This is a genomic window from Micromonospora sp. CCTCC AA 2012012 (assembly GCF_040499845.1).
GTDB classification, from domain to species: domain Bacteria; phylum Actinomycetota; class Actinomycetes; order Mycobacteriales; family Micromonosporaceae; genus Micromonospora; species Micromonospora mangrovi.
In genome coordinates, this window is sequence record NZ_CP159342.1 from 6,470,573 (window position 1) to 6,496,751 (window position 26,179).

Below are 26,179 nucleotides of genomic sequence, written 5' to 3' on the forward strand. Positions count from 1 at the left end.
GCTGGACGGCCTCCCGGTAGGGTCGTCGCATGGCAGACGTGCTCACCGCGCAGGCGGTGCGAGACGAGCTGGGCGGGCTGGCGGAGTGGTCGGGTGATCCGACCGGGATCAGCCGCACCGTCGAGTTCGGCAGTTTCCCGGCCGCCGTCGCGGTGGTCGACCGGGTGGCCGAGGTGGCCGAGGAACTCGACCACCACCCCGACATCGACATCCGATGGCGGACCCTGACCTTCCGCTGCGTCACCCACTCCTCCGGCGGGGTCACCCACCGGGACGTGGCGCTGGCCCGGCGGATCGACGAGATCGTCCGGAGCGTCCGATGAGATTTGAGATCAGCAAGGTGCTGGACGCCATCGAGGGGCGGGTCTGCACCGACCCCTCGCTGGCGCGTGCCGTCGTCGACCTGGCCGAGGTGATCCGCTGGCAGGACCTGGACGGCGGCCGGCCAGCCAGCCTGCTGCGGCTCGGCATGGTCATCGACGCGCTGGCCCGCCAACTGGAGGAGGACAGCGTCCCGGTCTATGCCATCGTGCACCGGGCCCTGCTCTCCGACGCCGACCTGACCTCCAACGAGCGGATGGTGGTCCGCCGCTGGGCCGACGACGGCCTGGTGGAGGTGCTGGACCAGCCGGGCGACCGGGTGCTGGAGGTGGCCGACCTGCTCGGCCTGCCGGTGCTCAGCCGGGTCCGCTTCGACGGCCTGGGCGGTCGGTTCCCGTGGCTCGGGCAGCCCGGTCGGGTGCTCGCCCCGGTGCCCGGGGCCGGTGGACCGGTCTTCATCGCCCACGTCGGTGGCGGGCAGAGCCCGGCGTCCGGCAGCCGGTCACCGGTCGGCGCGAAGCTGCTCGCCCGGCAGTGGCGGTGCCCCGAGCCGGGCTGCGCGCTCTTCGGCGGCGGCGGGGGCGGTGGCGCCTTCGCCGACCTGGCCCGGGTGGACCGCGCCCCGGCCGGGCAGCCGCCGCCCACCCTGCGGGGCGGCGTGCCCACCTGCCCGCGGCACGGCACCCGGCTCGGTGACGCGGGGCCGCGACCGCGTACGGAGGTGCTGGCGGTGCGGATCGGCGGGCTGGTCCGGCGGCGCTTCGTGCTCACCGAGACCCAGCCGGTGCTGGTCGGCCGCGCGCCGGACACCGACGGCGGGATCACCCTCGGCCAGTGGCTCAACGACGAGTCGCGGCGCTGGATCAGCCGCAGCCACGTCCGCTTCGAGCTGCGCGTGGGCGAGGTGGTGGTCACCGACACCAGCACCAACGGCTCCGGCATCCGACCGGCCGGCTCGATGGCCGAGCCGGACCGGTTGAAGCTCGCCCCGCAGCAGTCCCGGGTGCTGGCCGAGGGCGACATCGTGGAGCTCTATCCGGGGGTGCAGATCGGCCGCGCCGACGAGCTGCCCCGGGGTGCCCCGTTCACCCCGACCTCGGTGATGGCCGAGGCCCCCACCATGGCGATGCGACTGCCCCGGCCCTGACGGCGGGACGACGAAGGGCGCCGGGACCGTGACGGTCCCGGCGCCCTTTCGCGTACGGGGAATCAGCCGCCTCCGGCGGCCGGCCGGGAGATCAGCCGGCCAGGACGGCGGCGAGCTGCGCCACCGCGTGGTCGATCTCCTCCTCGGTGATCACCAGCGGCGGGGCGAGCCGGATGGTCGAGCCGTGGGTGTCCTTGGCCAGGACGCCCCGCTCCATCAGCCGCTCGCAGGCCTGCCGGCCGGTCATCAGGGCCGGGTCGAGGTCGACGCCGGCCCAGAGGCCCCGGACCCGGACGGCGACGAGGCCCTTGCCGAGCAGCCCCTCCAGCCCGGCCCGCAGCCGCTCGCCCAGCTCGGCGGAGCGGCGCTGGAACTCGCCGGTGGCCAGCAGCCGGACCACCTCGGTGGCGACCGCGCAGGCCAGCGGGTTGCCGCCGAAGGTCGAGCCGTGCTGGCCCGGCTTGAGCACCCCGAGCACGTCGGCGTTCGCGGCGACCGCGGAGACCGGCACGATGCCGCCGCCGAGCGCCTTGCCCAGCAGGTACATGTCGGGCACGACGCCCTCGTGCTCGCAGGCGAAGGTGTGCCCGGTCCGGCCCAGACCGGACTGGATCTCGTCGGCGATGAAGAGCACGTTGTTCTCGGTGCAGACCCGGCGGACGGCCGGCAGGTAGCCCTCCGGCGGCAGCACGACGCCCTGCTCGCCCTGGATCGGCTCCAGCAGCACCGCGACGGTGTTCTCGTCGATCGCGGCGGTCAGCGCGTCCAGGTCGCCGTAGGGCACCACGGTGAAGCCCGGCGTGTACGGCCCGAAGTCGGCGCGGGCGTCCTCGTCGGTGGAGAAGCTGACGATGGTGGTGGTCCGGCCGTGGAAGTTGCCCTCCATCACCACGATGTTCGCCTGGCCCGGGGCGACGCCCTTGACCTGGTAGCCCCACTTGCGGGCGACCTTGATGCCGGTCTCCACCGCCTCGGCGCCGGTGTTCATCGGCAGGACCAGGTCCTTGCCGCACAGCTCCGCCAGCTCCTTGCAGAAGTCGGCGAACTGGTCGTGGATGAACGCCCGGCTGGTCAGGGTCAGCTTGTCGAGCTGCGCGTGCGCGGCCTCGATCAGCTTGGGGTGCCGGTGGCCGAAGTTCAGCGCCGAGTAGCCGGCCAGGCAGTCCAGGTAACGCCGACCGTCCACGTCGGTCAGCCAGGCGCCCTCGGCGGAGGAGATCACCACCGGCAGCGGGTGGTAGTTGTGCGCGGTGTGGCGCTCGGCGTCGCGTACCGCCCCCGGCGTCCGCAGCATGTCGTCCACGATCACTTGCTTGCCTTTCCCTGACGGAGTCGCAGCGTGCAGCACTTCGGTCCGCCGCCGGCCTTGCGCAGCTCGGACAGGTCGATGCCGATGGTCTCGTAGCCCCGGTCGCGCAGCTTGGCCGCCAGGTCGGTGGCCTGCGCGGGCAGCACCACGTGCTTCCCGTCGCTGACCGCGTTCAGGCCCAGCACCTCGGCGTCGGCCATGGTGGCGTGGATCGCGTCCGGGAAGAGCCGGCGCAGCACCGCCCGGCTGCCGGGCGAGAACGCCTCCGGCAGGTACGCCACGGTCCGCTCGTCGAGCACGGTCAGCGCGGTGTCCAGGTGGTAGAAGCGCGGGTCGACCAGCTGCATGGTGATCACCGGGTAACCGAAGACCTCCTGGAGCTGGGCGTGCGAGGCGTGCGCGGTGCGGAAGCCGGTGCCGGCGAGCAGGTGGTCACCGACCAGCAGGACGTCGCCCTCGCCCTCGTTGATGTGCTTCGGGTCGTACATCTCGAAGCCGGCGGCCTCGAACCAGGCCCGGAAGGCGGGCGCCTCGTCGGCGCGCTGCGGGTCGCGGAACTGCACCGCCATGGCCTTGCCGTCGATCACCGTGCCGCCGTTGGCGGCGAAGACCATGTCCGGCAGGCCGGCGACCGGGTCGACCAGCTCGACCTCGTGGCCCAGGTCCAGGTACGTCTGGCGCAGCTGCTCCCACTGCCGGATCGCCAGGTCGGCGTCGACCGGGGCGGTCGGGTCCATCCACGGGTTGATCGCGTAGTCGACGGCGAAGTACGTCGGCCGGCACATCAGAAAACGCTGCCTGGTGGCGTCCATCGTCATTGTCCTGCTCCCAGCGGTCGGGCGCGCCCCGGCCACCGTGGCCCACGGGCTGGCGCCGTTGGTCAACGGTATGCGCCCCGGGCCGACGACATCCACCGCCGGAACTTGCGTAGGACGCGCAATCGTTGCGTCTAACCCCCGCCCGTCGGCGATTCATTGCGCAGACGCTCGGCAACCCCGGCGGGCAGTTGATCATGCAGCGGCGGGGCCGGTTCGGAGGCATTGACGGAGCTTGTCCGCAACCCCGACCGGCGGGGTGGAGACACACTTCGGGGGCGGCGAACCGCCGCCCCCGAAAGAGGTGTTGCCCGGCCGGTGAACCACCGGAGCTGGTCGGGCGTGCCGGCGATGCGCCGGCGAGTGGAAAGATGCCCCTCAGAACAGGCCGGCAAACTGTGAGTCGAGCCACTCGCGCAGTCGGCCCACCCAGTCGCCGTCCGTCGTCGGCCAGTCGAACTGACCGGTCAGCGCCACGATGCCGAGCACCACGGCGGCCAGTCCGACGACGATGCCGATCAGGGCGTCCAGCTTGCCGGCCACGTGCCGGCGGCGGGTGGCGATCAGACCCAGCACCGCGAGGACCGCGCCGACCGCGCCGAGCCCCACGCCGTACCCGGCGAGGGTGCCGGTGAGCACGAAGAGCGCGCCGACCACCGAGACGATCAGGCCGAGCGTCGCCAGCAGGCTGGCCCGGGGCTTCGGACCGACCACGGCCGGCGCGACGGGCCGGTCGAGGTCCCGCTGCACCGGCTGTTCGAGGGTGGCGTCCCGGTCGGTCCGGTGCCCGTCCAGGTCGACGGTGCGCTCCAGGGTGGGCTCCGGGTCGGTGCGCCGCACGGTGTCCGGCGCCATCGGTCGCCCGGTCGCGGCACGCGCGGTCGCCGCCCGGTCGGCCGCCCGTCGCTCCGCCTCCGAGACGCGACCGCCGTCGGCCGGGGTGGTGCTGCTGCGGTAGGTCGTGCCGTCGTCGTCGCGTTCGGCGACCGCCGGACGCCCCGGGTCGTCCACCCGGTCGGTCGCCGGGACGTGGTCCCGCCCGTCGACCCGGCCGTCGCCGTTCACGTCGCTGTCGCGTGCCGGTCCGTTCCGGCGGGACAGAATCTTCACTTCACACCTCCTGGTCAAGGGCGTGGAGGCCGCGAACGCGGAGGACAGCCACGCATGACGTACCGGGGAGGTACCCCCGCGGACCGGCAGCGACACCCGTCGACGACCGGCGGCTTGCGTTACCGGCCGCGCCGCCCGTCGGGCTACCGTTGCCGGCGTGCCAGAGGGACACACCATCCACCGCCTGGCGGCCCGGCACGCCGAGCTCTTCGTCGGCGACAAGGTGCACGCCGCCAGCCCGCAGGGCCGCTTCGCCGAGGGCGCGGCCCGGCTCACCGGCACCGTCCTGGACGGCACCGAGGCGTACGGCAAGCATCTGCTGCACCACTACGCCGGCGAGCTGACCCTGCACGTCCACCTCGGGCTCTACGGGCGGTTCACCGACGGCCCCGGCGAGCCGCCCCCGCCGGTCGGGCAGGTGCGGCTGCGGTTGACGAGTGACCGGCACTGGCTGGACCTGCGCGGGCCGACCGCCTGTGAGCTGCTCACCCCGCCCGAGGTGGCGGCGCTGCGCGACCGGCTCGGCCCGGACCCGCTGCGCGCCGACGCCGACCCGGACCGGGCGTACGCCCGGATCTCCCGCAGCCCGACGCCGCTCGCGGCGCTCCTGCTCGACCAGTCCGTGGTGGCCGGCACCGGGCTGATCTTCGTGACCGAGGCGCTGTTCCGGGCCGGCCTGCCGCCGCTGCTGCCCGGCCGTGAGCTGACCCCCGCAGGCTGGCGGGAACTCTGGGCCGACCTGGTCGCGCTGATGACCCTCGCCGTCGAGCGGGGCCGGATCGACACCGTGCGGGACGCCCACCTGCCCGAGGCGACCGGCCGCCCGGCCCGCGTCGACCGGCACGGCGGCGAGGTGTACGTCTACCGCCGCCCCGGCGCGCCCTGCCACGTCTGCGGCACCGAGGTCAGTCGGGGCGAGCTGGCCGGCCGCAACCTCTACTGGTGCCCCACCTGCCAACGCGGGTGAGGACGCGCACCGCCGGTTGCCCGGTCAGTCGTCGAGGAGCCAGCGGACGACCTCGACCTGGCGGGGGAAGACGTCGTCGCCGCCGATGCTCCAGGCCAGCGTCTGCGCGACCGTCCAACCCCGGACCCGTTCCCGGTCGAGCCCCAGCTCGGCGCAGAGCCGGTCCAGCCGGTGCCGCACCGCGGCCGGTGAGTGGCCCAGCTCCGCGCCGCGCACCATCGGGACCGGCGCGAACTCCCGCTCACCCACCAGCGGCTTCGGGTCGATGACCAGCCACGGCTCCCGGGTCGCCCGGAGCACGTTGCCGGCGTGCAGATCCTGGTTGACCAGCACCTGCTCGCCCTGGCTCGGCACCAGGTCGGCGAGGAGCCCGAGCGCCGCGTCGAGCAGTCGCCGCTCGTACGGGCGGCCGACCCGTTCCCAGTTGACCGGCATCCGTTCCGCCCACCCGGCCGCTTCCTCGGCGAGCGAGGTGAACGGCGGGCCGGCCGGCACCCCGAGCCGGGGCAGCAGCTCCACCACCGCGTCGAGCGCCTCATCGGCCGGCACCCGGTGCAGCGGGGTACCGGGCACGCACCGCTCGACCAGCAGCGCCCGCCGCTCCGGGGCGTGGTCGAGCAGCCGGATCGCGCCCCGGCCCGCCCAGTGCGCCAACGCCGTCGCCTCGTGCATGCTGTCGTCGTCCGGGAACTGGAGCTTCAGCACCGCCGGGGTGCCGTCCGGCAGCTCCGCCGGCATCGCCAGTGACGCGAACGCGTACGGGTAGGGCCGGCCCACCCGCAGCCCCCAGCGGTCCACGCAGGCGGCCAGCCGCTCCGGCAGCACCGCCAACCAGTCCCGCCCGGCCGGCACCCGCTCGACCCAGCGCAGCCCGTCCGGAATCTCCAGCTCCGTCGCCATCCGACCATTCTGGACGAAGCCCGGCCGCCGCGTACCACCGACTCCGGAGCGACCGCGCCGGCCGGTGGCGCGCGGGGGAGCGGTCAGCGCAGTCGGCGGATGTCGCCGTACGCGCGGTAGAAGCCGCCGCGGCCGGACTCGCGGACCTCGGTGACCAGGTAGCGCGCGCCCGGCTCCCGGATGCCCTTGGGGAACTGCACCGACCAGTCCCGGTGGTAGCCGGAGGAGAGCACGTGGATGCGGAGCCGGCCGCCGTCGTCGACGCACTGCACCACCACGCCGTCGGAGTCGTCGGTGGTCACCTCGACCGTGGACCAGGCCGCCGGCTCGGGCAGCCGGACCGGCGCCTTGACGTCGACGACCTCCGGCACGCTGCCCGCCTCGGCCGCCCGGATCGCCGGCTCGCTGGCGTCGATGCAGGCCAGGTGGCCGCTGGTGGTCACCACGTAGAGGCGCTCGTCGTGGTATTGCATGGAGTAGGCCGAGCCGCAGCCGGTGCCGAGCTTCCAGAGCCGGGTGCCGGCCTGGTCGAAGCAGTAGATCGAGGACTGGCTGTCGCCGGCGAAGACGTACCGGCCCTCCTCGGCGGTGGCGCAGGAGAAGACCGGGGCGTCGCAGCGGTACGTCCGCTCGGCGCGCCCGTCCTTGCGCAGCCGCACCACCTCCCGCGTGCCGGTGCCCGCGAAGACGGCCGTCCGCTCCTGCCAGCCGAAGAGCACCGATCCGGTGGGGGTGTGCCACAGCTCCCGCCCGGTGCGCCAGTCGTAGCCGGTGACGCCCTGGGAGTGGCCGTGGTAGAGCGCGTCGGTGTCGCAACGGACCATCCACGCGGACCGGCCACGCCCCGCCCGCCGCCAGAGGAACTCGTCCTCGTGGTCGATCGCGGCGATGCCGCCGTCGGCGTCGGAGACGCCCAGCACCCCGTCGTGGATGTCCAGCCAGTAGATGTCGATCTCCGGCGCGATCGCGTACGCCGCCCGGGGCACCTTGCCGGAGAGGTCGTAGACGTTGCCGTCGTCGCAGCCGGCATAGATCCAGGCGTCGTCGGCCACGATGCACTTCACCCCGTCGGGGAGCCGGACCTGGTTCAGCACCCGCGCGTCGTGGCCCAGCGTGGTGATCACCCCGTGCTCGTTGCCCACCATGCAGCTCTGCCCGTCGACGAAGATGCCGAACGCGGGCGCGCCCGACGCGTACCGCCAGAGGACCGGAGCGGTGCGGGCGGTGGAGCGGGTGCTGACGATCTGCCGGCGGGAGACCGTGCGCTTCTGGCGTACGCCGGGGGTCGCCGGGGCGTACCCCTTGCGGATCTTCTCGCCGATCTTCTTCGCGGCGGCGGCCCGGGCCCGGGTGTTGTCGGGGTAGCTCGCGGTCTTGACCTGACCCTGGTCGCCGATCCGGCCGTAGCGCACGGTCATCGCGGTGTTGTCCACCACCACCTCGTAGAACTTGTGCGCACCGTCCACTTCGGACAGTTCGAGATAGGTCGTCTCCTGCGACATGGGGATGCCTCCGAGGGGGAATCAACGCCGGACCCGGCACTGCGCCAACACCCCGAACCTAACCGCGCCCCCCGACAAGATCGGGTCCCCGCTGACCGCTCCTAGCGGCGGTCGAGGGCGTCGACGGCCTTGCGGGCGGCGATCAGCACCGGATCCCAGACCGGCGCGTACGGCGGGGCGTAGCCGAGATCCAGCGAGGTCATCTCGTCCACCGTCATGCCGTTCCACAGCGCCACCGCGAGGGTGTCGATCCGCTTGGCCGCCTCGGACCAGCCGACGATCTGCGCCCCGAGCAGCCGCCCGCTGGGGCGCTCCGCGAGCAGCTTGACCGTCATCGGCCGGGAACCGGGGTAGTAGCCGGCCCGGCTGGTCGACTCGGCGACCACCGAGACGAACTCGAAGCCGGCCGAGGCGGCGTCCCGCTCGCGCAGGCCGGTACGCCCCACCTCCAGGTCGCAGACCTTGGTCACGGCCGTGCCGATCACGCCCGGGAAGGTGGCGTACCCGCCGCCGATGTTGATCCCGGCCACCCGGCCCTGCTTGTTGGCGTGCGTGCCGAGCGGGATGTGCACCGGCAGCCCGCTGACCCGGTGCAGGGTCTCGACGCAGTCCCCGGCGGCCCAGACGCCCGGTACCCCGGGCACCCGCATCCGCCGGTCGGTGCGTACCCCGCCGGAGGGCCCGATCGGCAGGCCGGCGGCCTGCGCGACGGCGATGTTCGGGCGTACGCCGAGGCCCAGGACCACGACGTCGGCCGGCATCGGCCCCTCGGCGGTGACCACCGCGGTGACCCGGCCGTCCCGGGTCTCCAGGCCGGTCACCGTCAGTCCGGTACGGATGCCGATGCCGATGCCGCGCATCGCGTCGGATACCAGCTCGGCCATGTCGGCGTCCACGGTGGACATCGGTTGGTCGGCCTGCTCGACCAGGTCGACGGTGAGCCCCCGCTTGATCAGCGCCTCGGCCATCTCGACGCCGATGTAGCCGCCGCCCACCACCACCGCCCGGCGCGGCGTCGGCTCCCGGTCCAGCCAGTCGCGCAGCGCCGCCCCGTCGTCGAGCGTCTGCACGCCGAACACCCCGTCGGCGTCGGTGCGCGCCCAGTCGGGCGTCAGCGGGACGGCTCCGGTGGCGTACACCAGCTGGTCGAAACGCTCGCGGACCTCGCCGCCGCCGGCCAGGTTCCGGGCGACCACCTCGCGGCGCTCCAGGTCGATGCCGGTCACCTCGTGCCGCAGCCGGACGTCGATGTCGAACGACGTGCGGAAGGTCTCGGGATCCCGGGCGACGAGCTGGTCCCGGTCGGGCACCACCCCACCGATCCAGTAGGGGATGCCGCAGGACGAGTAGGACGTGAAGTGCCCCCGCTCGAAGGCGACGATCTCCAGGTCGTCCCGGTCCCGGCGACGCCGGGCCTGGGACGCGGCGGCCATCCCGGCCGCGTCCCCGCCGACGACGATCAGCCGTTCCGCCACGACGCCCATCCTGTCACGCCCGGCCCGTCCGCGGGCCGGTGCCGGTCAGCCACGGGTCTGCCGGGCCACGTCCTCCACCACGTCCACCAACCGACCGGTACGCGCGAAGACCGCCCGCTGCCGCGCCGCCCCGCTGCCGTGCCGGCGCAGCCCGCCCAGCAGCTCGGTCACCTGGTCGAGGTCGCCGTGCCGGGTCAGCTCCGGACGCAGCCGGTCGACCAGCCGGTCCAGCAGCTCCCACATGGGCCGCAGCTCGCCGTCGGTGACGTCCACGCCCTCGCCCTCCAGCCCGTCGTGGGCGGCCCGCCAGTGCGCGGCCACCAGCAGGTGGTGGTCGGTGCGGATCGGGGCGCGGCCGGCCGCGATGTCCGTCATCGCGGTCGCCACCAGGGCCCGCACCAGGGCGGCGACCAGCACCGTGTCGTCCACCGACGGGCAGACGTCACCGATCCGGATCTCCACCGTCGGGTACTTCGCCGACAGTCGGGCGTACCAGTAGAGCATCCCCTCGTCGAGCATCACGCCGGTCGCGATGAGCTGCCGGATCAGCCGCTCGTAGTGCTCGTGGGAGGTCAGGTAGGGGGTGGGCGCGACCGACGGCCAGCGTTCCCACTCCACCGAGCGCCAGCTCGCGTACCCGGTGTCCTCGCCCCGGGAGAACGGGGAGTTGGTGGTCATCGCGTGCAGGATCGGCAGCCAGGGCCGGACGTGGTTGAGCACCTGCACGCCCGTGTCGCCGTCCGGCACGCCGACGTGCACGTGCATGCCGTTGTTGCCGGGACCGGGCACGAGCAGCCGGAACCGTTCGATCATCCGGTCGAAGCGGGGCTTGTCGACCACCGGCGGGACCGGGCCGTCCACCGGGCCGGTGCCGATCGCGAGCAGCCGTACGCCGGCCCGCTCGGCGGCGGCGGAGAGCTCACCGCGCAGCACGCCCAGCGAGTGGCGGATCGAGGAGAGTTCCAGGCCGGGCGGGGTGCCGATCTCGATCTGGCTGGTCTGGAACTCGCGTTCGATCTGACCGCGCAGCTCCGCCGGCACCTGCTCCATGACCAGGTCCACCGCCGGCACGGCGGCACCGGTGTGCGGGTCGACCAGGAGGAACTCCTCCTCCACGCCGACGGTGAGCAGATCGGTGCCGCCGGGGGCGGCGTCCCGTTCCCGCTCCGCAACTGACCCGCTCATCACCATCACCGTCCGCTCGTGCCGGTCGCGGCACCGTGCCGCGTACGTCGATCCGCCCATTACCCACCGTGTCCATTTCGGGAAACGCCACCATCGGCGTGTCTTCCCCCGCGCGCCGCCTCGTCGGGTGCCAATGGGGGACCCCTGCTATACCGGATGCGTTGACAGGCTCTTCCTTCTGCCAAGGAGTGCGTACGGTGACCGACGAACGGCGGCCCGACCGGGACTGGCGACGCCAGGTGCCGCGTGCCTTCGCGACGCTGCTCTGGGTGATCGCGGTGGTCTGCGCGCTGGCGGCGCTGAGCAGCGCTGTCCGCACCGACATCCAGCCGGTCCGCACCGCGATCGACGCGCTGCTGCTGCCCGCCCCCGCGAACCTGGCGTACGCGGTCTTCATCGGCACCCTGGCCTCGGCGGTGCTGCGCCGCAAGCGGCTCGCCTACTGGGTGCTGGTCGTCTACTTCACCCTCAGCCTGGCCGTCGGCGTGCTGGCCGGCGTGCTGCTGCTGGTGGTCGGCGCCAACGACCTCACCGACGACGCCGGCCGCCGGCTGTTCAACTCCTTGGAGACCGTCGGGGTGTGGGTGGGCATCGCCTTCGCCGCCGCCGCGCTGGGTCTGCTGCTCGCCGCCCGGCGGGAGTTCTACGCCCGGGTCCGCAGCGGCAGCACCCGGCAGGCCCTGGGGGTCTTCTTCGGACTCGCGGCGGTCTCGGTCGGCCTGGGTTACCTGCTGCTCACCGCCGTGCCGGGCAGTCTGCACACCTGGCTGGACCGGCTCGGCTACGCGATCGAGAAGGTCTTCGGCGGCGCGATCACCCTGGACCTCACCCGGCAGGGGCAGGCCCCCGGCTGGGTCAACCTGCTGCTCGGCGCCTTCGGTGCGACCGCCTTCGTGGCCGGCCTGTTCACCCTGCTCCGCTCGCAGCGGGCCGCCGCCGTGCTGCACCCGCAGGAGGAGGAGCGGATCCGGGAGCTGCTGGCCCGGCACGGCGGCCGGGACTCGCTCGGCTACTTCGCCACCCGCCGCGACAAGGCGGCCATCTTCTCCGCCAGCGGCAAGTCGGCCGTCACCTACCGGGTGGTCAACGGGGTGAGCCTGGCCAGCGGCGACCCGGTCGGCGACCCCGAGGCGTGGGGCCCGGCGATCGAGGCGTGGCTCGACCAGGCCCGCGAGTACGCCTGGACTCCGGCGGTGATGGGCGCCAGCGAGGCGGGGGCGCGGGCGTACCACCGGCACGGGCTGAAGGTGCTGCACCTGGGCGACGAGGCGATCCTGCTGCCCCGGGAGTTCGACCTGAACGGCCCGGACATGCGCCCGGTCCGCCAGGCGGTGCACCGGGTGGAACGAGCCGGCTACACCGCCCGGGTACGCCGGCACGCGGAGATCCCGCCGGAGGAGCTGTCCGCGCTGGCCCGGCTCGCCACCGCCTGGCGGGACACCGAGCACGAGCGGGGCTTCTCGATGGCGCTCGGCCGGCTCGGCGACCCGGCCGACGGCGACTGCGTGCTGGTCGACGCCCGGGACGGCAGCGGCCGGGTGCGGGCGATCCTGTCGCTCAGCCCGTGGGGCGCGGACGGGCTCTCGCTGGACCTGATGCGCCGGGACCGCTCCGCCGACAACGGCGTCATGGAATTCATGGTCGCCGCGCTGCTCGGGGCCGCGCCCCGGCACGGCGTGGAACGGGTCTCGCTGAACTTCGCGGTGTTCCGGTCGGTCTTCGAGCAGGGCGCGCGGATCGGCGCCGGCCCGATCATCCGGCTCTGGCGGCACGCCCTGCTCTTCTTCTCCCGCTGGTGGCAGCTGGAGTCGCTCTATCTCTCCAACGCCAAGTACCAGCCGCACTGGACGCCCCGCTACCTCTGCTTCGCGGAGCGCCGGGAACTGGCCCGGGTCGGTCTCGCGGCAGCCGTCGCCGAGGGCTTCCTGGCGCTGCCGGGCGGCCGGCCCACCCCGTTGCAGGGGGTGCCGCCGGCCGGCGGGGGCGTCGGCTTCGTGCCGCCGGCCGCCGCGACGGTCCGGGCCGTGCCGCCCGAGCCGACCGCGGTGCAGCGGCCGGAACAGATCCGGGTACGCCAGGCGAAGCTGGACCGGCTGCGCGCCGAGGGGGTCGACCCGTACCCGGTGGGTTTCCCGCGCACGGTCAGCTGCGCCGAGGTGCGCCGCCGGCACGCCGGACTGGCGCCGGACACGGCTTCCGGGGAGACCGTCTCGGTGGCCGGGCGGGTGCTGCTGGTCCGCGACCACGGCGGGATCTGCTTCGCCACCGTCCGGGACGGCAGCGGCGACCTGCAACTGGTGCTGGATCACGACCTGGACCGGTGGCGGGCGACGATCGACATCGGCGACCACGTCGGCGCCACCGGCGAGGTGTACGCGACCCGCCGGGGCGAGGTGTCGGTGCGGGTCGCCGACTGGCAGTTGACCGCCAAGTGCCTGCGCCCGCTGCCGGACAAGCACCACGGGCTGGCCGACCCGGAGGCCCGGGTCCGCCAGCGCTACCTGGACCTGGCGATCAACCCGGAGGCGCGGGAGCTGCTGCGGGCCCGGGGGGCGGCGCTGGGCAGCCTGCGCCGGACCCTGGCCGACCGGGACTTCCTGGAGGTGGAGACGCCGATCCTGCAACGGGTGCACGGCGGGGCGAACGCCCGCCCCTTCGCCACCCACAGCAACGCGTACGACGTGCGGCTGAGCCTGCGGATCGCGCCGGAGCTCTATCTCAAGCGGCTCGCGGTGGGCGGGGTGGAGCGGGTGTACGAGCTGGGTCGGGCGTTCCGCAACGAGGGGGTCGACTTCAGCCACAACCCGGAGTTCACCGTGCTGGAGGCCTACCAGGCGTACGCCGACTACCACGTCATGCGCGAGCTGGCCCGGGACCTGATCGTGGCGGCGGCGGTGGCGGTGCACGGGTCGCCGGTGGCGCGCCGCCCCGGCACCGGGGAGCTGGTGGACATCGGCGGCCAGTGGCCGGTGCGGACGGTGAACGAGGCGGTCTCCGCGGCGCTGGGCGAGGAGGTCACCGCCGACACCGAGGTGGCGACCCTGCGCAAGCTCTGCGACGCCGCGCAGGTGCCGTACGACCCGCGCTGGGAGCGCGGTGCGGTGCTGCTGGAGCTCTATGAGCGGCTGGTCGAGGCGCGGACCGAGGTGCCCACGTTCTATCTGGACTTCCCGACCGACGTGTCGCCGCTGACGCGGCAGCACCGGGACGATCCCCGGCTGGCGGAGCGGTGGGACCTGGTGGCGTTCGGGATGGAGCTGGGCACCGCGTACTCGGAGCTGGTGGACCCGACCGAGCAGCGCCGCCGGCTCACCGAGCAGTCCCTGAAGGCGGCGGGCGGTGACGTCGAGGCGATGGAGCTGGACGAGGACTTCCTCACCGCACTGGAGTACGCGATGCCGCCCACGGGGGGCCTCGGGCTGGGCGTGGACCGGCTGGTGATGCTGCTGACCGGCCGGTCCATCCGGGAGACGCTGCCGTTCCCGATGGTCCGCGAGTCGTCGTGACCCGGGTCGGGCCGGCTCGCGTGCTGCCGGTGGTGACCCTCGGGCTGACCGCGCTCCTCTACTCGTCGTGGCTGCTCGGGCCGCTGCTCAACCCGGCCATCGGCCTCGTCGACGGGTACGCCAGCGAGCTGGCCGCCCGCGACCAGCCGTACCACCTGGTCTTCGGCCTGGGTGACCTGGTGGCCGGGACGGTGGCCTCGGCGGTCGGTCTGGTGCTGGCCCGGCGCGACCGGCGGTGGTGGCGGCGGGCCTGGTGGGGGCTGCTCGTCTTCGGCGTGGCGACCGCCATGGACGGGACGGTGAGCGCGATGGACTGCGCCCCCTCGGCGGAGGCGCGCTGCGCCCGGCTGGAGGAGCTGGGCGAGCTCTCCTGGCGGCACGAGTGGCACTCGCTCAGCTCGTCGGTGGCGATCGCCGGTGGGCTGCTGTCGCTGCTCGCCCTGCTGGTGGCCCTGCGCGGGGCCGGCGCGTCGTTCCGGTGGGGGCTGCTGGTGGCGGCGGTGCTGGCGGTCGGCACGGCGGGCACCCTGGTCGAGGTGTGGCACCCGGGCGCGGCGCTCGGCGCCTGGCAGCGGGTGCAGCTCGTCGGCCTGGCCGGGTGGCTGCTCCTCGCGGGCGTCGCCGCGTCCCGGGAGCGGCCGGTTGCGGACGGCCCGTCCCGGGGGTCGGGGAACCGGTGACGGTGGACCGGCCGGTCGTGGTGCTCTGCGCCGGGATGGCCGAGGGCGCCGACACCTGGGACGCCCTGGTGCCGCTGCTGGCCGACACCCACCGGGTGGTCCGCTTCGACCGTCCCGGCCTGGGCGGGTCCGGCCCGGTGGGTCCGCCACCGACGCTGGCCGGCGAGGTGGCGCGGCTCGCCGCGTTGGTCGGGCGGGAGGTGGGGCGGCCGGTGCTGGTGGCGCACTCGGCGGCGGCCCTCCCGGCGGAGGCGTACGCCCGGACGCATCCGGACCGGTTGGCCGGGTTGGTGCTGGTCGACCCGAGCGTGGTGCCGGCGACGCCTGCGGCGGGGCGGTGCCGGGCGCGGCTGGCCCGACGGGTCGCCGCCCACCCGGCGGTGCCCGGCCGGGTCCTCGACCGCACCGGCCTCGCCCGGCTCGGCCCACCGGTCTGGCGGTGGGTACGCCGTCGTCGCGCCACCGACCCGCCGACGTCGGCGCTACGGGCGGCGGGGGAGCGTCGCTACGGGTCGGCGGCGGTGCTGCTGACGGTGCTGGTCGAGTGGTTGGCGTACCCGGCGATGGCCGCCGCCCTGGCGCGGCTGCGGCGGCGGAGCGCACCGCCGGTGGTGCCGGTGGTGGTGCTGACCGCCCTGGCCGACGTGCCCGGTCGGCGGGCGCGGGCCGCCTGGCGGGCCGGGCACGCGGCGCTGGCCCGGTCGTTCCCCGCCGGCCGGCAGGAGCTGCTGCCGGACGCCCGCCACCTGGTGCAGTGGGACGACCCGGAAGCGGTGCGCGCCGCGATCGTGGCCGTCGGGCGTGACACCGGGTCCTAGGCTGGTCGCGTGCCGGGGTTGCTGATGGCGGTGACGGGGCCGTGGGCGTACGCCCTCGCCCAGCTCACCGTGCTGGCCGACCGCCCGGTCGAGGTGCTCGCGGGCGCGGCGGTCGCTGCCGCGCTGCTGCTGGCGACGCTGCTCGCGTTCCGGGTGCGGGGGGTGCCGGGTGCGCCCCGGTCCGGACAGCGGGCCACCGCGCTGCGGGCGCGGGCCCGGGGCCGGCGGGTGCCGCGACAGGTGGATCCGGACGCCGCCGGCCGGCCGCGTCCCCGCGCACCCGGGCTGCGCCCCTCGGCCGCGTAGCGCCCGCCGCGCGGCCGATTCCGTCGTCCTTTCGTCCCGTCGGGACAGGCTGTCCCGGTCGGGACCTCCGGAATCGGACCGAGGGGTCTTCCCATGCTCGCCTTCGCACCACTGCACGCCGCGGTCTCCGCCGCGGGTTCCGTCGTCACCTGGCTCGCCGACACGCTGACCCCGCTGAGCGGCGGGGCGGCCACGGCCGCCGCCATCGTCCTGTTCACCATCGGGGTCCGGCTGCTGATCTCCCCGCTCACCCTCGCGCAGGTCCGGGGCGAGCGGCGGCGTGCGGCGCTCGCCCCGCAGGTACGCGACCTCCAGCGCCGGCACGCCGACGACCCGGCGACCCTCCAGCGGGAGCTGTTCGCGCTCTACCGGCAGGCCGGGGCCAGCCCCGTCGCCGGCTGTCTGCCGGCGCTGCTCCAGGCGCCGTTCTTCCTGGTCATGTACCGGCTCTTCGCCACCGGCGACGGCCATCCCGGGCTGCTGGCGGGCCGGCTGGCGGGGGTGCCGCTGGGCTGGCACCTCGGTGACGGGCTGACCGGTCCGGTGCTGGCGGTGTTCGGGGTGCTGCTGGCGGCGCTGCTCGCCCTGGCCTGGTACTCGTCGCTGCGGGCCCGACGGGCGGCGCGGGCCACCGGCACCCTGGCCGGTACGCCCACCGAGGGGCCGGGGGCGGCCACCCTGGGGTGGCTGGTGCCGCTGCTGCCGTTCACGACGGTGCTCGTCGCGCTGGTGGTGCCGCTGGCGGCGGTGATCTACCTGGTCACCACCACCGCGTGGACGGCGCTGGAGCAGGTGGCGTTGCGCCGGCCGCAGCCCGCACGCATCGACGAACGTTGACAAGTGCCCGCCGGGCGCGTAGAAAACGCTGGCAGAGAGCGCTCTCTCGATCCCGTCCCCGCAGAGAGGCACCCCGATGAGCCCTGTCCCGGCGGCGTCCGCCGCCCCGTCCGTCGTGCCCCGGTCCCGTCGCCGGCTCGCCCTGGCCGCGACCGTGGTCGCCACCACCACCGCACTGGCCGCCGTGTCGATGACCGCACACGCCGCCGTCCCGGCGCCGCCCGCCGGCTGGAACCTGATGTGGAGCGACGACTTCACCGGTGCGGCCGGCACCCTGCCGTCCTCGACCAACTGGATCATCGACACCGGCACCAGCTATCCGGGCGGCCCGGCGAACTGGGGCACCGGCGAGATCCAGACGTACACCTCGAGCACCGCCAACCTCGCCCACGACGGCGCCGGCAACCTGCGGATCACGCCGCTCAAGGACGGCGCCGGGCGGTGGACCTCGGCCCGGATCGAGACGGTCCGTGCCGACTTCAAGCCGCCGGCCGGTGGCGTGCTCGCGATCGAGGGCCGGATCCAGATGCCGAACGTCACCGGGGCGGAGGCGGCCGGCTACTGGCCGGCGTTCTGGTCGCTCGGCTCGCCCTACCGGGGCAACTACCAGAACTGGCCGGGCGTCGGTGAGATCGACGTGATGGAGAACGTCAACGGCCTCAACCAGGTCTGGGGCACGCTGCACTGCGGCGTGGCGCCGGGCGGTCCGTGCAACGAGTTCAACGGCCTGGGCAACACCCGGGCCTGCCCCGGCAGCACCTGCCAGTCCGCGTTCCACACCTACCGCACCGAGTGGGACGCCTCGGTCAGCCCGCAGCAGCTGCGCTGGTACGTCGACGGGCAGCTCTTCCACACCGTCAGCCAGAGCCAGGTCGGCGAGCCGTACTGGACCCAGATGACCGGCCACGGCGGATACTTCCTGCTGCTCAACGTCGCGATGGGCGGGTCGTTCCCGAACGGCGTCGCGGGCTACACCACGCCGACCGCGTCCACCGTCTCCGGCCGGCCGATGCTGGTCGACTACGTGGCGGTCTACCGCAAGGGCGGCGGCACGAGCCCGAGCCCGACCGCCACGACCGCGCCGCCCGGCGGCACCACTGACGCGTACGGGACCATCCAGGCCGAGGCGTTCAGCGCCCAGAACGGGGTGGTCGTCGAGGCGTGCGCCGAGGGCGGGCAGGACATCGGCTACCTGCGCAACGGCGACTGGGCCCGGTACGACAACGTGGACTTCGGCGGCACCCCGCCGCGGGACTTCCTGGCCCGGGTCGCCTCCGGCGCGCCGGCCGGCGTGAGCGGGCTGGTCGAGGTGCGGGTGGACAGCCCGACCGCCACGCCGATCGGCAGCTTCGCCCTCGCCAACACCGGCGGCTGGCAGAGCTGGACCTCGGTGCCGGGCAACGTCGCCGCGGTGACCGGCCGGCACTCGGTCTATCTCACCTTCACCAGCGGCCAGTCCGGCGACTTCGTCAACGTCAACTGGTTCACCTTCCGCCACTGAGGCCGCCGTCCCCAGCCGGGGCTCCCTCTCGCCGCCGTCGGGCGCGGGAGGGAGCCCCGTTCCATTGCCCGCACCCCCTGGACAGAAATAGTTAACAGTCTTAATAATGAGCGCGGACGTCGACGGTTGTGGATGTCCACCCCCCACCACGTCAGGTCCCTGGAGGCCACCGTGACACTCCGCCGTACCCGCGTGGCGACCTTCGCCGCCGCGCTCGCCGCCGCGCTGGTCGCGGCCACCGTCGTGGCCGCGCCACCGGCCTCGGCCGCCACCGCCGCCTTCGTCCGCACCTCCACCTGGAGCAGCGGGTACGAGGCGAAGTTCACCGTCACCAACGACACCGCGGCCGGCATCTCCTCGTGGAACGTCCAGTTCGACCTGCCCGCCGGCAGCGCCGTCGGCTCGTTCTGGGACGCCCAGCTCAGCACCGCCGGTAAGCACGTCACCGCCGTCAACCAGTCCTGGAACGGCACCCTCGCCCCGGGCGCCAGCACCACCTTCGGCTTCATCGTCAGCGGCACCGGCGACCCGACCAACTGCACCGTCAACGGCGGCTCCTGCACCGGCGGCGGTGGGGGCAACCCGTCCGCCCCGGCCACCCCGGGCGGCCTGCGGGTCACCGGCACCACCAGCTCCTCGGTCTCGCTGGCCTGGAACGCCGTCTCCGGCACGGTCACCGGCTACCGGGTCTACGAGGGCGGCACCGTGAAGGCCACCGGCACCGGCACCTCGGCCACCCTCTCCGGCCTGGCCGCCTGCTCGGCGCACAGCTACACCGTCACCGCGTACAACGCCAGTGGCGAGTCGGCGAAGTCGGCGCCGGTGTCGGCGAGCACCACCGGCTGCACCGGCGGCGGCACCGGGGCGATGGCCGCCGCGCCCTACCTCTACCCGGGCTGGGGTGACCCGCCCGCGCCGTCGACCGTGATGGGGGCGACCGGGGTCAAGTGGTTCACCATCGCGTTCGTGCTCTCCGGCGGCGGCTGCACGCCGGCCTGGGACGGCACCGGCCCGCTCGCCGGCAGCACCTGGGCCAGCACCATCGCGGCGGTCCGGGCGGCCGGGGGTGACGTGATCCCGTCGTTCGGCGGCTGGAGCGGCAACAAGCTCGGCCCGAACTGCGCGTCGTCGGCCGCCCTCGCCGGGGCGTACCAACAGGTGATCAACGCGTACGGGCTGAAGGCCATCGACATCGACATCGAGAACAGCGACGAGTTCGAGAACGAGGTGGTCCAGGACCGGATCCTCGGCGCGCTGAAGATCGTCAAGCAGAACAACCCGGGCCTGCGGACGATCGTCACCTTCGGCACCTCGACCACCGGCCCGTCCTACTACGGCACCCGCCTGATCAACCAGGCCGCCGCGCTGGGCGCCAACATCGACACCTTCACGATCATGCCGTTCGACTTCGGCGGCGGCGCGAACATGTACCAGAGCACGGTGAACGCGGCCGAGGGGCTGAAGAACGCGCTGAAGACCGCCTTCGGCTGGTCCGACGCCACCGCGTACGCGCACATGGGCATCTCCGGCATGAACGGCCTCTCCGACCAGCAGGAGCTGACCTCGCCGGCCACCTGGACGCAGATCCGGGACTGGGCCAAGGCCCGGTCGCTGTCCCGGTTCACGTTCTGGTCGGTCAACCGAGACCGGCCCTGCGCGGGCGGGGGAGTGGTCTCCAACTGCTCCGGCATCGCCCAGAACACCTGGGAGTTCACCTCGATCACCGCGCAGTACTGAGCGGCGGCGTCGCGGTCAGCGACCGGCGGTCACCGACTGCCGGTCGCGCCGCGCGCGGCGCTTGCGGATCTTCTTGGCCACCCAGCTGACGATCATGATGCCGAAGACCACGAAGATCGCGTAGTTGAACCAGCTGCTGTACCGGTCGACCTGCTCCCACTGCGAGCCCAGGGCGAAGCCGAGCCCGACGATCAACGCGTTCCACACCCCGCTGCCCAGCGTGGTGAGCAGGACGAACTCGCCCAGCGGCATGCGGTTCGCCCCGGCCGGGATGGAGACCAGACTGCGGACCACCGGCACCACCCGGCCGATCAGCACCGCCCACCGGCCGTGCCGCTCGAACCAGCGGTCGGCCTGCTCCAGGTCGTCCCGGTCCACCAGCGGGATGTGGTCCAACCAGCGCTTCAGCCGCTCCTCACCCAGCGCCGCGCCGAGCCAGTAGAGCACCAGTGCGCCGAGCAGGGAGCCGGCGGTGGCGGCGAGCACGATCAGCACCACGTTGAACCGGCCCTGCGACGACAGGTAACCGGCCATCGCCAGCACGATCTCGCTCGGAATCGGCGGGACGATGCTCTCCAGGGCGACCAGCAGGGCCACCCCGACCGCGCCCAGCGAGTCGATGACGCTCGCCACCCAGCCGGTCAGCCCGGTGAACTGGTGCGGGTCGACGTTCTGGGCGAGGGCCATGAGCTGCCTTTCCGTCGGGTCGGCGGGATCGAACGGTGGTACCCCGGCAGCGGCGGGTCACACCTGCCGGTGACCGGTCCCACTGGTCGGCCGCTCAGTCCCCGGGATGCAGCGCCTCGTCGGCCGGACCGACCCGCCAGCCGGTGAACCGGACCACCAGCCCGCCCCGGCTGGGTGAGCAGCAGAACGGCCCGGCCGACGCCTCGGCCGCCGGGTCCAGCGGGGCGAGCCGGACCAGCCGCCACGGCTGGCCGCCCGCCCGGGCCCGTACGGTCAGCGCGTCGCCGGCCCGGCTCACCCGGACCGTCACCTCCCGCCCCGACCACTCCGGCACCGGGGCCACCGACCAGTCCGACACCTCCCGGGTGACCACCGCGCCGAGCTGCGGCTGCCCGTCGCTGACCTCCACGCCCGCCTTGGTCCACTGCCGCTCGTCCACCCGGACCAGCACCCCGGCCTGGTCGAACTGCGCCGCGTAGTCCAGCCGGAAGCTCACCTCGACCGCGCTGCCCACCGGGAACGGGGCGAGCAGCGCCGACGCGTCGTCGTGCACGAAGCCGTAGCTGGTCCGCCGCCACAGGTCACTGCCCTCGCGCGGCTCGACGAGCAGCCCGTCGGCGGACTCCTGCGTCCGGACCGGCGGGTGGAGCCAGGTGCCGGTGGACCAGTCGACGGGGTGGGTGTCCGCGCTCATGCCGGCACCGTACCCCGGGGTCGGCGGACGTGCGGCGGTCTCGGGTTTGCCGCGAGCGGCGAGCGGAGAAGTTAGCCGGGCATGGGTGACAGGTGGTACCAGGAGGCGGTCGTCTACTGCCTCGACGTGGACTCGTACGTGGACTCGGACGGCGACGGGGTCGGTGACTTCCGTGGCCTGATCGGCCGGCTCGACTACCTGGCGCGGCTGGGGGTGACCTGCCTCTGGCTCAACCCGATCCACCCGTCACCGAACAAGGACGACGGGTACGACGCCACCGACTTCTACAACGTCGACCCGCGCTTCGGGACCCTCGGCGACTTCGCGGAGCTGCTGCACCAGGCGCAGAACCGGGGCATCCGGGTGATCATCGACCTGGTGGTCAACCACACCTCCGACCAGCACCCCTGGTTCCAGTCCGCCCGCTCCTCGCCCGACTCGCCCTACCGCGACTGGTACGTCTGGGCCGACCACGAGCCGGCCGACCGCCACCAGGGCATGGTCTTCCCCGGCGAGCAGAACGAGACGTGGAGCTACGACCGCACCGCCAAGGCCTGGTACTACCACCGCTTCTACAAGTTCCAGCCGGACCTGAACATCACCAACCCCAAGGTCCGCGAGGAGATCAAGAAGATCACCTCGTTCTGGCTCCAGCTCGGGGTCTCCGGGTTCCGGATGGACGCGGTGCCGTTCATCATCGAGGAGACCGAGCCGGGCAACCCGGACTCGCCGAAGAACTTCGACTTCCTGACCGAGCTGCGCCAGCACGTCCAGTGGCGACGCGGCGACGCCGTCCTGCTGGCCGAGGCGAACGTCGAGCCGGACCAGCTGCCGGTCTACTTCGGCGACGGCAGCGGGTCGGGCAACCGGATCCACATGCTCTTCGACTTCATGCTCAACGGCCGGCTGATGCTCGCCCTCGCCCGGGAGGACCCCGAGGCGATCATCGACGCGCTGCGGGACACCCCGAAGCTGCCCGAGGGCGGCCAGTGGGCCACCTTCCTGCGCAACCACGACGAGATCGACCTGTCCCGGCTCACCGCGGACCAGCGCAACGACGTGCTGGCGAAGTTCGGCCCGACCGAGGAGATGCAGCTCTACGGCCGGGGCATCCGGCGGCGGTTCGCGCCGATGCTCGGCAACGACCGCCGGCACCTGGAGCTGGCGTACGCGCTCCAGTTCTCGCTGCGCGGCACGCCGGTGCTGCGCTACGGCGAGGAGATCGGCATGGGGGAGGACCTGTCGCTGAAGGGGCGGGACGCGATCCGTACCCCGATGCAGTGGTCGTACCAGGCGAACGGGGGCTTCTCCACGGCCGAGCCGGAGAAGCTGGTCCGCCCGGTGATCGACAAGGGCGACTACGCGTACGACAAGGTCAACGTGACCGCCCAGCGCAAGGACCCGCGCTCCCTGCTCGCCTGGTTCGAGCGGATGATCCGGACCCTGCGCGAGGCGCCGGAGACCGGCTCCGGCAGCACCAGCCACATCGACGTACCGATGCCGGCCGGGGTGCTGGCCCACCGGGCCGACGGTCCCACCGGGACGATGGTCTTCCTGCACAACCTGAGCACCGCCGACGTCGAGGTCGACCTGAGCACCCTGCAACCCGAGGCGGACCTGCCGATCGACGTGCTCTCCGACCGGGGCTACGAGGAGGTCGGCAAGCTCGACCGGCTCAAGCTCGCCGGCCACGGGTACCGCTGGATCCGGCTCTGCCGCAGCTGGTCGGTCTGACCCCGCACCGGGCCGTCGCCGCTCGTCGGCGGCGGTCCGGACCGCGTACGCCTGGGTTAAGCTCCTTCGATCGAGCCCAAGTTACCGGGAGGTAATCATGTCGGAGGAGCCCCGCGTCGCCATCGTGACGGGAGCCGCGCGCGGCATCGGTGCGGCCACCGCGCGTCGGCTGGCCGCCGACGGCATGGCCGTCGCCGTCGTCGACATCGACGAGTCCGCCACCAAGGAGACCGTGGACGCCATCGCCGCCGCGGGCGGGCGCGCGCTCGGCGTGGGCGCCGACGTGGCCGAGCGGTCGCAGGTCGAGGCGGCCGTCGAGCGGGTCGTCGCCGAGCTGGGCGCGCCGACCGTGCTGGTCAACAACGCCGGTGTGCTCCGCGACAACCTGCTGTTCAAGATGACCGACGCGGACTGGGACACCGTGCTGGGCGTGCACCTGCGCGGCGCGTTCCTGTTCAGCCAGGCCACCCAGAAGCACATGGTCGAGCGGAAGTGGGGCCGGATCGTCAACCTCTCCAGCACCTCGGCGCTGGGCAACCGGGGGCAGGCGAACTACGCCGCGGCCAAGGCCGGCATGCAGGGCTTCACCAAGACCCTCGCGATCGAGCTGGGCCCGTACGGGGTGACCGTCAACGCGGTCGCGCCCGGCTTCATCGTCACCGACATGACCGCCGCCACCGCCGCCCGGATGAAGGTGGACTTCGAGGCGTTGCAGCAGCACGCCGCCGCCGAGATCCCGGTCCGCCGTACCGGCCGCCCCGAGGACGTCGCCCACACCATCTCGTTCCTGACCAGCGAGGGCGCGTCCTTCGTCTCCGGCCAGGTCATCTACGTGGCCGGCGGCCCCAAGGACTGACCCCCACTCCGCCCCGCCCCGCCCCGCCCCGCCGCAAGGATTGCCCCTCTTTCAGAGAAAGAGGGGCAATCCTGCGTCCGATGGCCTCTCTTTCTCTGAAAGAGGGGCGCGAGGGGCGAGGCGCGAGGGCGCGGGGCGAGGGGCGCGGGGTGGGTCAGGCGGGGGTGGGGCGGGTGCGCCAGAGCCAGAAGAGGCCCAGCACGGGCAGCACCAGCGGGATGTAGCCGTAGCCGCTGCCGAAGTCCGACCAGACCGTCTCGTCGGGGAAGAGCGCCCGGTCGGCCAGGCTGAGGATGCCCACCGCGACCACCCCGACCAGCTCCACCGAGCAGCAGGCCAGGGCGACCCGCCGCCCGGTGTGCCCGGCCCGGGCCAGCCCGACGGCGGCCACGATGTAGATCAGCGCCGCCACGGCGGAGAGCAGGTACGCCACCGGCGCCTCGTCGAACTTGGTGGCGATCTGGAGCCCGGCGCGCGAAGTCGCCGCGATGGCGAAGAGGATGTAGACCGCGATCAGCAGCCGGCCCGGCCCCCGGTTGGTGGCGGGTTCCGGCTCGCGTACCCCGACGGGCTCAGCCACCGAGCACCTCCCAGGTCTGCTGGAGCCGGACCACGACGACCGGGGTGACCAGGCAGATCGCGCAGACGATCGCGGAGCCCCAGCGGGTCGGCTCCATCCGGGCCAGCACCCAGGCCAGCGGCGGCAGACAGACCAGCGTCACCAGATAGCCGAAGAAGGCGCCGGGCTCGCCGGGGCGTTCCCCGCCGCCGATCGCCACCAGCGCCAGCACGGCCAGCACCAGCAGCGCGACCTCCAGCACGGCCAGGCCGTAGAACTGCACCCGGTCCGGCGGCCCGTGCCGGACCGCCGCCACCAGCGCCCACACCGCGAGTACGAGCGACAGCACGATCGTCGCCGTCGCCAGCGGCCCGTCCACCGGTGAGCCGGCCACCGCCGCGCTGGTCATCGGCGGCGTCCCGTCGGAGTCCCGTTCACCGGCACAGACTACTAAGCGGCGTAGTAACGGCCCCCGCCCGGGCCGGCGCGGGCGATCCGGGGCGGTGACCACGTCGGGTGCCGGCGGACCGGCCCCGTCGCCTGCACCGGGGCGTCCGGGCGACTAGCGTGGATCACGGCCACGGGCATCCGTGGCGGGTGACGACGGTGGGGGTCCTCGTGCTGCGGTTCGGCTTGTTCGGCACCGGTCACTGGGCGGCGGAGACCCACGCGGCGGCGATCGGGGCGCATCCGCGCGCCGAACTGGCCGGGGTGTGGGGGCGGGACCCGGCGAAGGCCGGTGAACTGGCCCGGCGGCACGGCGTACCGGTCTTCGACGACGTGGACGCGCTGATCGGGGCGTGCGACGCGGTCGCGGTGGCGCTGCCGCCGGACGTGCAGGCCGACATCGCCGCCCGGGCCGCCACCGCCGGCCGGCACCTGCTGCTGGACAAGCCGCTGGCGCTCAGCCTCGCCGACGCCGACCGGGTGGTCGCCGCGGCCGAGGCGTCCGGGGTGGCGTCGGTGGTCTTCTTCACCCAGCGCTACCACCCGAACGTCACCGGGTTCCTCGCCGCGACCGCCGCCGCCGGCGGCTGGCAGCACGCCCGGGCCACCATGTTCGCCTCGATCTACCAGCCCGGTAACCCCTACGGGAACTCGCAGTGGCGGCGGGACCGGGGCGCGCTCTGGGACATCGGCCCGCACGCGCTGTCGATCATCCTGCCGGTGCTCGGCCGGGTCTCCCGGGTCGCCGCCATGGACGGCCCCAGCGGCCTGGTGCACCTGCTGCTCACCCACGACGGCGGCGCCACCAGCACCCTCTCGCTCACCCTGGACGCCCCGCCCGAGGCGGTCACCCGCGACTTCGTCTTCTTCGGCGAGAACGGCACCGAGATCGTGCCGCCCGGCGACGGGAGCGTGCTGTCGGCGTTCGGCACCGCGATCGACCAGCTGCTGGCGGAGATCGACGCCGGTACCCGGGACCACCGCTGCGACGTGCGCTTCGGTCGCGAGGTGGTGGCGGTCCTCGACGCCGCCGAGACGGCCCGTATCGAGGGGCGCACGGTCACCGTCCCCGACTGACGACACCGG

24 protein-coding genes are annotated in these 26,179 nt (G+C 73.8%); 13 read left to right on the forward strand and 11 right to left on the reverse strand.

The window, feature by feature from the left end:
- The first annotated feature begins 29 nt into the window (after positions 1-29).
- Both ABUL08_RS29365 and ABUL08_RS29370 read left to right on the forward strand, forming a co-directional pair.
- Positions 30-323 carry a 4a-hydroxytetrahydrobiopterin dehydratase gene (locus tag ABUL08_RS29365; protein WP_350933297.1) on the forward strand — a complete coding sequence of 98 codons (294 nt, stop codon included), beginning with the start codon at positions 30-32 and terminating at the stop codon, positions 321-323.
- Positions 320-1,468, forward strand: coding sequence for an FHA domain-containing protein (locus tag ABUL08_RS29370; RefSeq protein WP_350933298.1), 1,149 nt, complete (start codon positions 320-322; stop codon positions 1,466-1,468). The genes ABUL08_RS29365 and ABUL08_RS29370 overlap by 4 nt, the downstream gene beginning before the upstream one ends.
- A 91-nt stretch (positions 1,469-1,559) precedes the next feature.
- On the opposite strand, the gene rocD is transcribed toward ABUL08_RS29370, so the two are convergent.
- From rocD to ABUL08_RS29385, 3 genes are all read right to left on the reverse strand, one after another.
- Positions 1,560-2,762 (reverse strand): ornithine--oxo-acid transaminase, encoded by a 1,203-nt coding sequence (rocD, locus tag ABUL08_RS29375; RefSeq protein WP_377521974.1) that lies wholly within the window; start codon positions 2,760-2,762, stop codon positions 1,560-1,562.
- Positions 2,763-2,773: 11 nt separating this feature from the next.
- The gene (gene ddaH, locus ABUL08_RS29380; protein ID WP_350933299.1) at positions 2,774-3,589 is read right to left on the reverse strand and encodes a dimethylargininase; all 816 of its coding nucleotides are present in this window, start codon (positions 3,587-3,589) and stop codon (positions 2,774-2,776) included.
- Between the two features lie 381 nt (positions 3,590-3,970).
- On the reverse strand, positions 3,971-4,702 hold the full coding sequence (locus tag ABUL08_RS29385) for a DUF4190 domain-containing protein (protein WP_350933300.1): 732 nt from the start codon (positions 4,700-4,702) through the stop codon (positions 3,971-3,973).
- Positions 4,703-4,859: 157 nt separating this feature from the next.
- Between ABUL08_RS29385 and ABUL08_RS29390 the strand changes: the two genes are divergently transcribed.
- Positions 4,860-5,669, forward strand: a complete 810-nt coding sequence (locus ABUL08_RS29390) for an Fpg/Nei family DNA glycosylase (protein ID WP_350933301.1) — start codon at positions 4,860-4,862, stop codon at positions 5,667-5,669.
- 24 nt (positions 5,670-5,693) lie between these two features.
- On the opposite strand, the gene ABUL08_RS29395 is transcribed toward ABUL08_RS29390, so the two are convergent.
- The 4 genes from ABUL08_RS29395 to ABUL08_RS29410 all read right to left on the reverse strand — a co-directional run bounded on the left by ABUL08_RS29395 (position 5,694) and on the right by ABUL08_RS29410 (position 10,740).
- Positions 5,694-6,569, reverse strand: coding sequence for an aminoglycoside phosphotransferase family protein (locus tag ABUL08_RS29395; RefSeq protein WP_350933302.1), 876 nt, complete (start codon positions 6,567-6,569; stop codon positions 5,694-5,696).
- A gap of 83 nt (positions 6,570-6,652) precedes the next feature.
- Complete coding sequence (locus ABUL08_RS29400) at positions 6,653-8,071, reverse strand: WGR domain-containing protein (protein WP_350933304.1); 1,419 nt, start codon at positions 8,069-8,071, stop codon at positions 6,653-6,655.
- Between the two features lie 101 nt (positions 8,072-8,172).
- Positions 8,173-9,546: an FAD-dependent oxidoreductase gene (locus tag ABUL08_RS29405; protein WP_350933305.1), complete on the reverse strand. Its 1,374-nt coding sequence runs from the start codon at positions 9,544-9,546 to the stop codon at positions 8,173-8,175.
- Positions 9,547-9,591: 45 nt separating this feature from the next.
- Positions 9,592-10,740: a carboxylate-amine ligase gene (locus ABUL08_RS29410; protein ID WP_350938906.1), complete on the reverse strand. Its 1,149-nt coding sequence runs from the start codon at positions 10,738-10,740 to the stop codon at positions 9,592-9,594.
- Positions 10,741-10,928: 188 nt separating this feature from the next.
- On the opposite strand from ABUL08_RS29410, the gene lysX reads away from it, so the two are divergent.
- The 7 genes from lysX to ABUL08_RS29445 all read left to right on the forward strand — a co-directional run bounded on the left by lysX (position 10,929) and on the right by ABUL08_RS29445 (position 20,116).
- A complete protein-coding gene (gene lysX / locus ABUL08_RS29415) occupies positions 10,929-14,237 on the forward strand; it encodes a bifunctional lysylphosphatidylglycerol synthetase/lysine--tRNA ligase LysX (protein ID WP_350933306.1) in 3,309 nt (1,102 codons plus the stop codon).
- Positions 14,234-14,917 carry a DUF998 domain-containing protein gene (locus ABUL08_RS29420; RefSeq protein WP_350933307.1) on the forward strand — a complete coding sequence of 228 codons (684 nt, stop codon included), beginning with the start codon at positions 14,234-14,236 and terminating at the stop codon, positions 14,915-14,917. Before lysX ends, ABUL08_RS29420 begins: the two co-directional genes overlap by 4 nt.
- Positions 14,918-14,919: 2 nt before the next feature.
- A complete protein-coding gene (locus ABUL08_RS29425; protein ID WP_350933308.1) occupies positions 14,920-15,735 on the forward strand; it encodes an alpha/beta fold hydrolase in 816 nt (271 codons plus the stop codon).
- A 9-nt stretch (positions 15,736-15,744) separates the two neighbouring features.
- A complete protein-coding gene (locus ABUL08_RS29430) occupies positions 15,745-16,041 on the forward strand; it encodes a DUF6412 domain-containing protein (protein ID WP_350933309.1) in 297 nt (98 codons plus the stop codon).
- A gap of 93 nt (positions 16,042-16,134) precedes the next feature.
- The gene (locus ABUL08_RS29435) at positions 16,135-16,878 is read left to right on the forward strand and encodes a YidC/Oxa1 family membrane protein insertase (protein WP_350933310.1); all 744 of its coding nucleotides are present in this window, start codon (positions 16,135-16,137) and stop codon (positions 16,876-16,878) included.
- 76 nt (positions 16,879-16,954) lie between these two features.
- A complete protein-coding gene (locus ABUL08_RS29440; RefSeq protein WP_350933312.1) occupies positions 16,955-18,379 on the forward strand; it encodes a carbohydrate-binding protein in 1,425 nt (474 codons plus the stop codon).
- Between the two features lie 171 nt (positions 18,380-18,550).
- The gene (locus ABUL08_RS29445; protein ID WP_350933313.1) at positions 18,551-20,116 is read left to right on the forward strand and encodes a cellulose binding domain-containing protein; all 1,566 of its coding nucleotides are present in this window, start codon (positions 18,551-18,553) and stop codon (positions 20,114-20,116) included.
- A gap of 15 nt (positions 20,117-20,131) precedes the next feature.
- Here the strand turns inward: ABUL08_RS29445 and ABUL08_RS29450 are convergent, their stop codons facing one another.
- Both ABUL08_RS29450 and ABUL08_RS29455 read right to left on the reverse strand, forming a co-directional pair.
- The gene (locus ABUL08_RS29450; protein WP_350933314.1) at positions 20,132-20,803 is read right to left on the reverse strand and encodes a DedA family protein; all 672 of its coding nucleotides are present in this window, start codon (positions 20,801-20,803) and stop codon (positions 20,132-20,134) included.
- Positions 20,804-20,897: 94 nt separating this feature from the next.
- On the reverse strand, positions 20,898-21,497 hold the full coding sequence (locus ABUL08_RS29455; protein WP_350933315.1) for a DUF1349 domain-containing protein: 600 nt from the start codon (positions 21,495-21,497) through the stop codon (positions 20,898-20,900).
- An 81-nt stretch (positions 21,498-21,578) separates the two neighbouring features.
- On the opposite strand from ABUL08_RS29455, the gene ABUL08_RS29460 reads away from it, so the two are divergent.
- Positions 21,579-23,231 carry an alpha-amylase family protein gene (locus ABUL08_RS29460; protein WP_350933316.1) on the forward strand — a complete coding sequence of 551 codons (1,653 nt, stop codon included), beginning with the start codon at positions 21,579-21,581 and terminating at the stop codon, positions 23,229-23,231.
- Positions 23,232-23,328: 97 nt separating this feature from the next.
- On the forward strand, positions 23,329-24,087 hold the full coding sequence (fabG, locus tag ABUL08_RS29465) for a 3-oxoacyl-ACP reductase FabG (RefSeq protein ID WP_350933317.1): 759 nt from the start codon (positions 23,329-23,331) through the stop codon (positions 24,085-24,087).
- 154 nt (positions 24,088-24,241) lie between these two features.
- Here the strand turns inward: fabG and ABUL08_RS29470 are convergent, their stop codons facing one another.
- Positions 24,242-24,667, reverse strand: coding sequence for a hypothetical protein (locus ABUL08_RS29470; RefSeq protein WP_350933318.1), 426 nt, complete (start codon positions 24,665-24,667; stop codon positions 24,242-24,244).
- Positions 24,660-25,055 (reverse strand): hypothetical protein, encoded by a 396-nt coding sequence (locus ABUL08_RS29475; protein WP_350933320.1) that lies wholly within the window; start codon positions 25,053-25,055, stop codon positions 24,660-24,662. The genes ABUL08_RS29470 and ABUL08_RS29475 overlap by 8 nt, the downstream gene beginning before the upstream one ends.
- Before the next feature lie 209 nt (positions 25,056-25,264).
- Between ABUL08_RS29475 and ABUL08_RS29480 the strand changes: the two genes are divergently transcribed.
- A complete protein-coding gene (locus tag ABUL08_RS29480) occupies positions 25,265-26,170 on the forward strand; it encodes a Gfo/Idh/MocA family protein (protein ID WP_350938908.1) in 906 nt (301 codons plus the stop codon).
- Positions 26,171-26,179: the final 9 nt, after the last annotated feature.

Coding starts and splice junctions, on each gene's coding strand:
- ABUL08_RS29460 (WP_350933316.1), top strand. CDS start 21,579: ATGGGTGACAGGTGGTACCAGGAGGCGGTCGTCTACTGCCTCGACGTG.
- ABUL08_RS29440 (WP_350933312.1), top strand. CDS start 16,955: ATGAGCCCTGTCCCGGCGGCGTCCGCCGCCCCGTCCGTCGTGCCCCGG.
- ABUL08_RS29455 (WP_350933315.1), bottom strand. CDS start 21,497: ATGAGCGCGGACACCCACCCCGTCGACTGGTCCACCGGCACCTGGCTC.
- rocD (WP_377521974.1), bottom strand. CDS start 2,762: ATGCTGCGGACGCCGGGGGCGGTACGCGACGCCGAGCGCCACACCGCG.
- ABUL08_RS29365 (WP_350933297.1), top strand. CDS start 30: ATGGCAGACGTGCTCACCGCGCAGGCGGTGCGAGACGAGCTGGGCGGG.
- ABUL08_RS29370 (WP_350933298.1), top strand. CDS start 320: ATGAGATTTGAGATCAGCAAGGTGCTGGACGCCATCGAGGGGCGGGTC.
- ABUL08_RS29395 (WP_350933302.1), bottom strand. CDS start 6,569: ATGGCGACGGAGCTGGAGATTCCGGACGGGCTGCGCTGGGTCGAGCGG.
- ABUL08_RS29475 (WP_350933320.1), bottom strand. CDS start 25,055: ATGACCAGCGCGGCGGTGGCCGGCTCACCGGTGGACGGGCCGCTGGCG.
- ABUL08_RS29435 (WP_350933310.1), top strand. CDS start 16,135: ATGCTCGCCTTCGCACCACTGCACGCCGCGGTCTCCGCCGCGGGTTCC.
- ddaH (WP_350933299.1), bottom strand. CDS start 3,589: ATGGACGCCACCAGGCAGCGTTTTCTGATGTGCCGGCCGACGTACTTC.
- fabG (WP_350933317.1), top strand. CDS start 23,329: ATGTCGGAGGAGCCCCGCGTCGCCATCGTGACGGGAGCCGCGCGCGGC.
- ABUL08_RS29450 (WP_350933314.1), bottom strand. CDS start 20,803: ATGGCCCTCGCCCAGAACGTCGACCCGCACCAGTTCACCGGGCTGACC.
- ABUL08_RS29400 (WP_350933304.1), bottom strand. CDS start 8,071: ATGTCGCAGGAGACGACCTATCTCGAACTGTCCGAAGTGGACGGTGCG.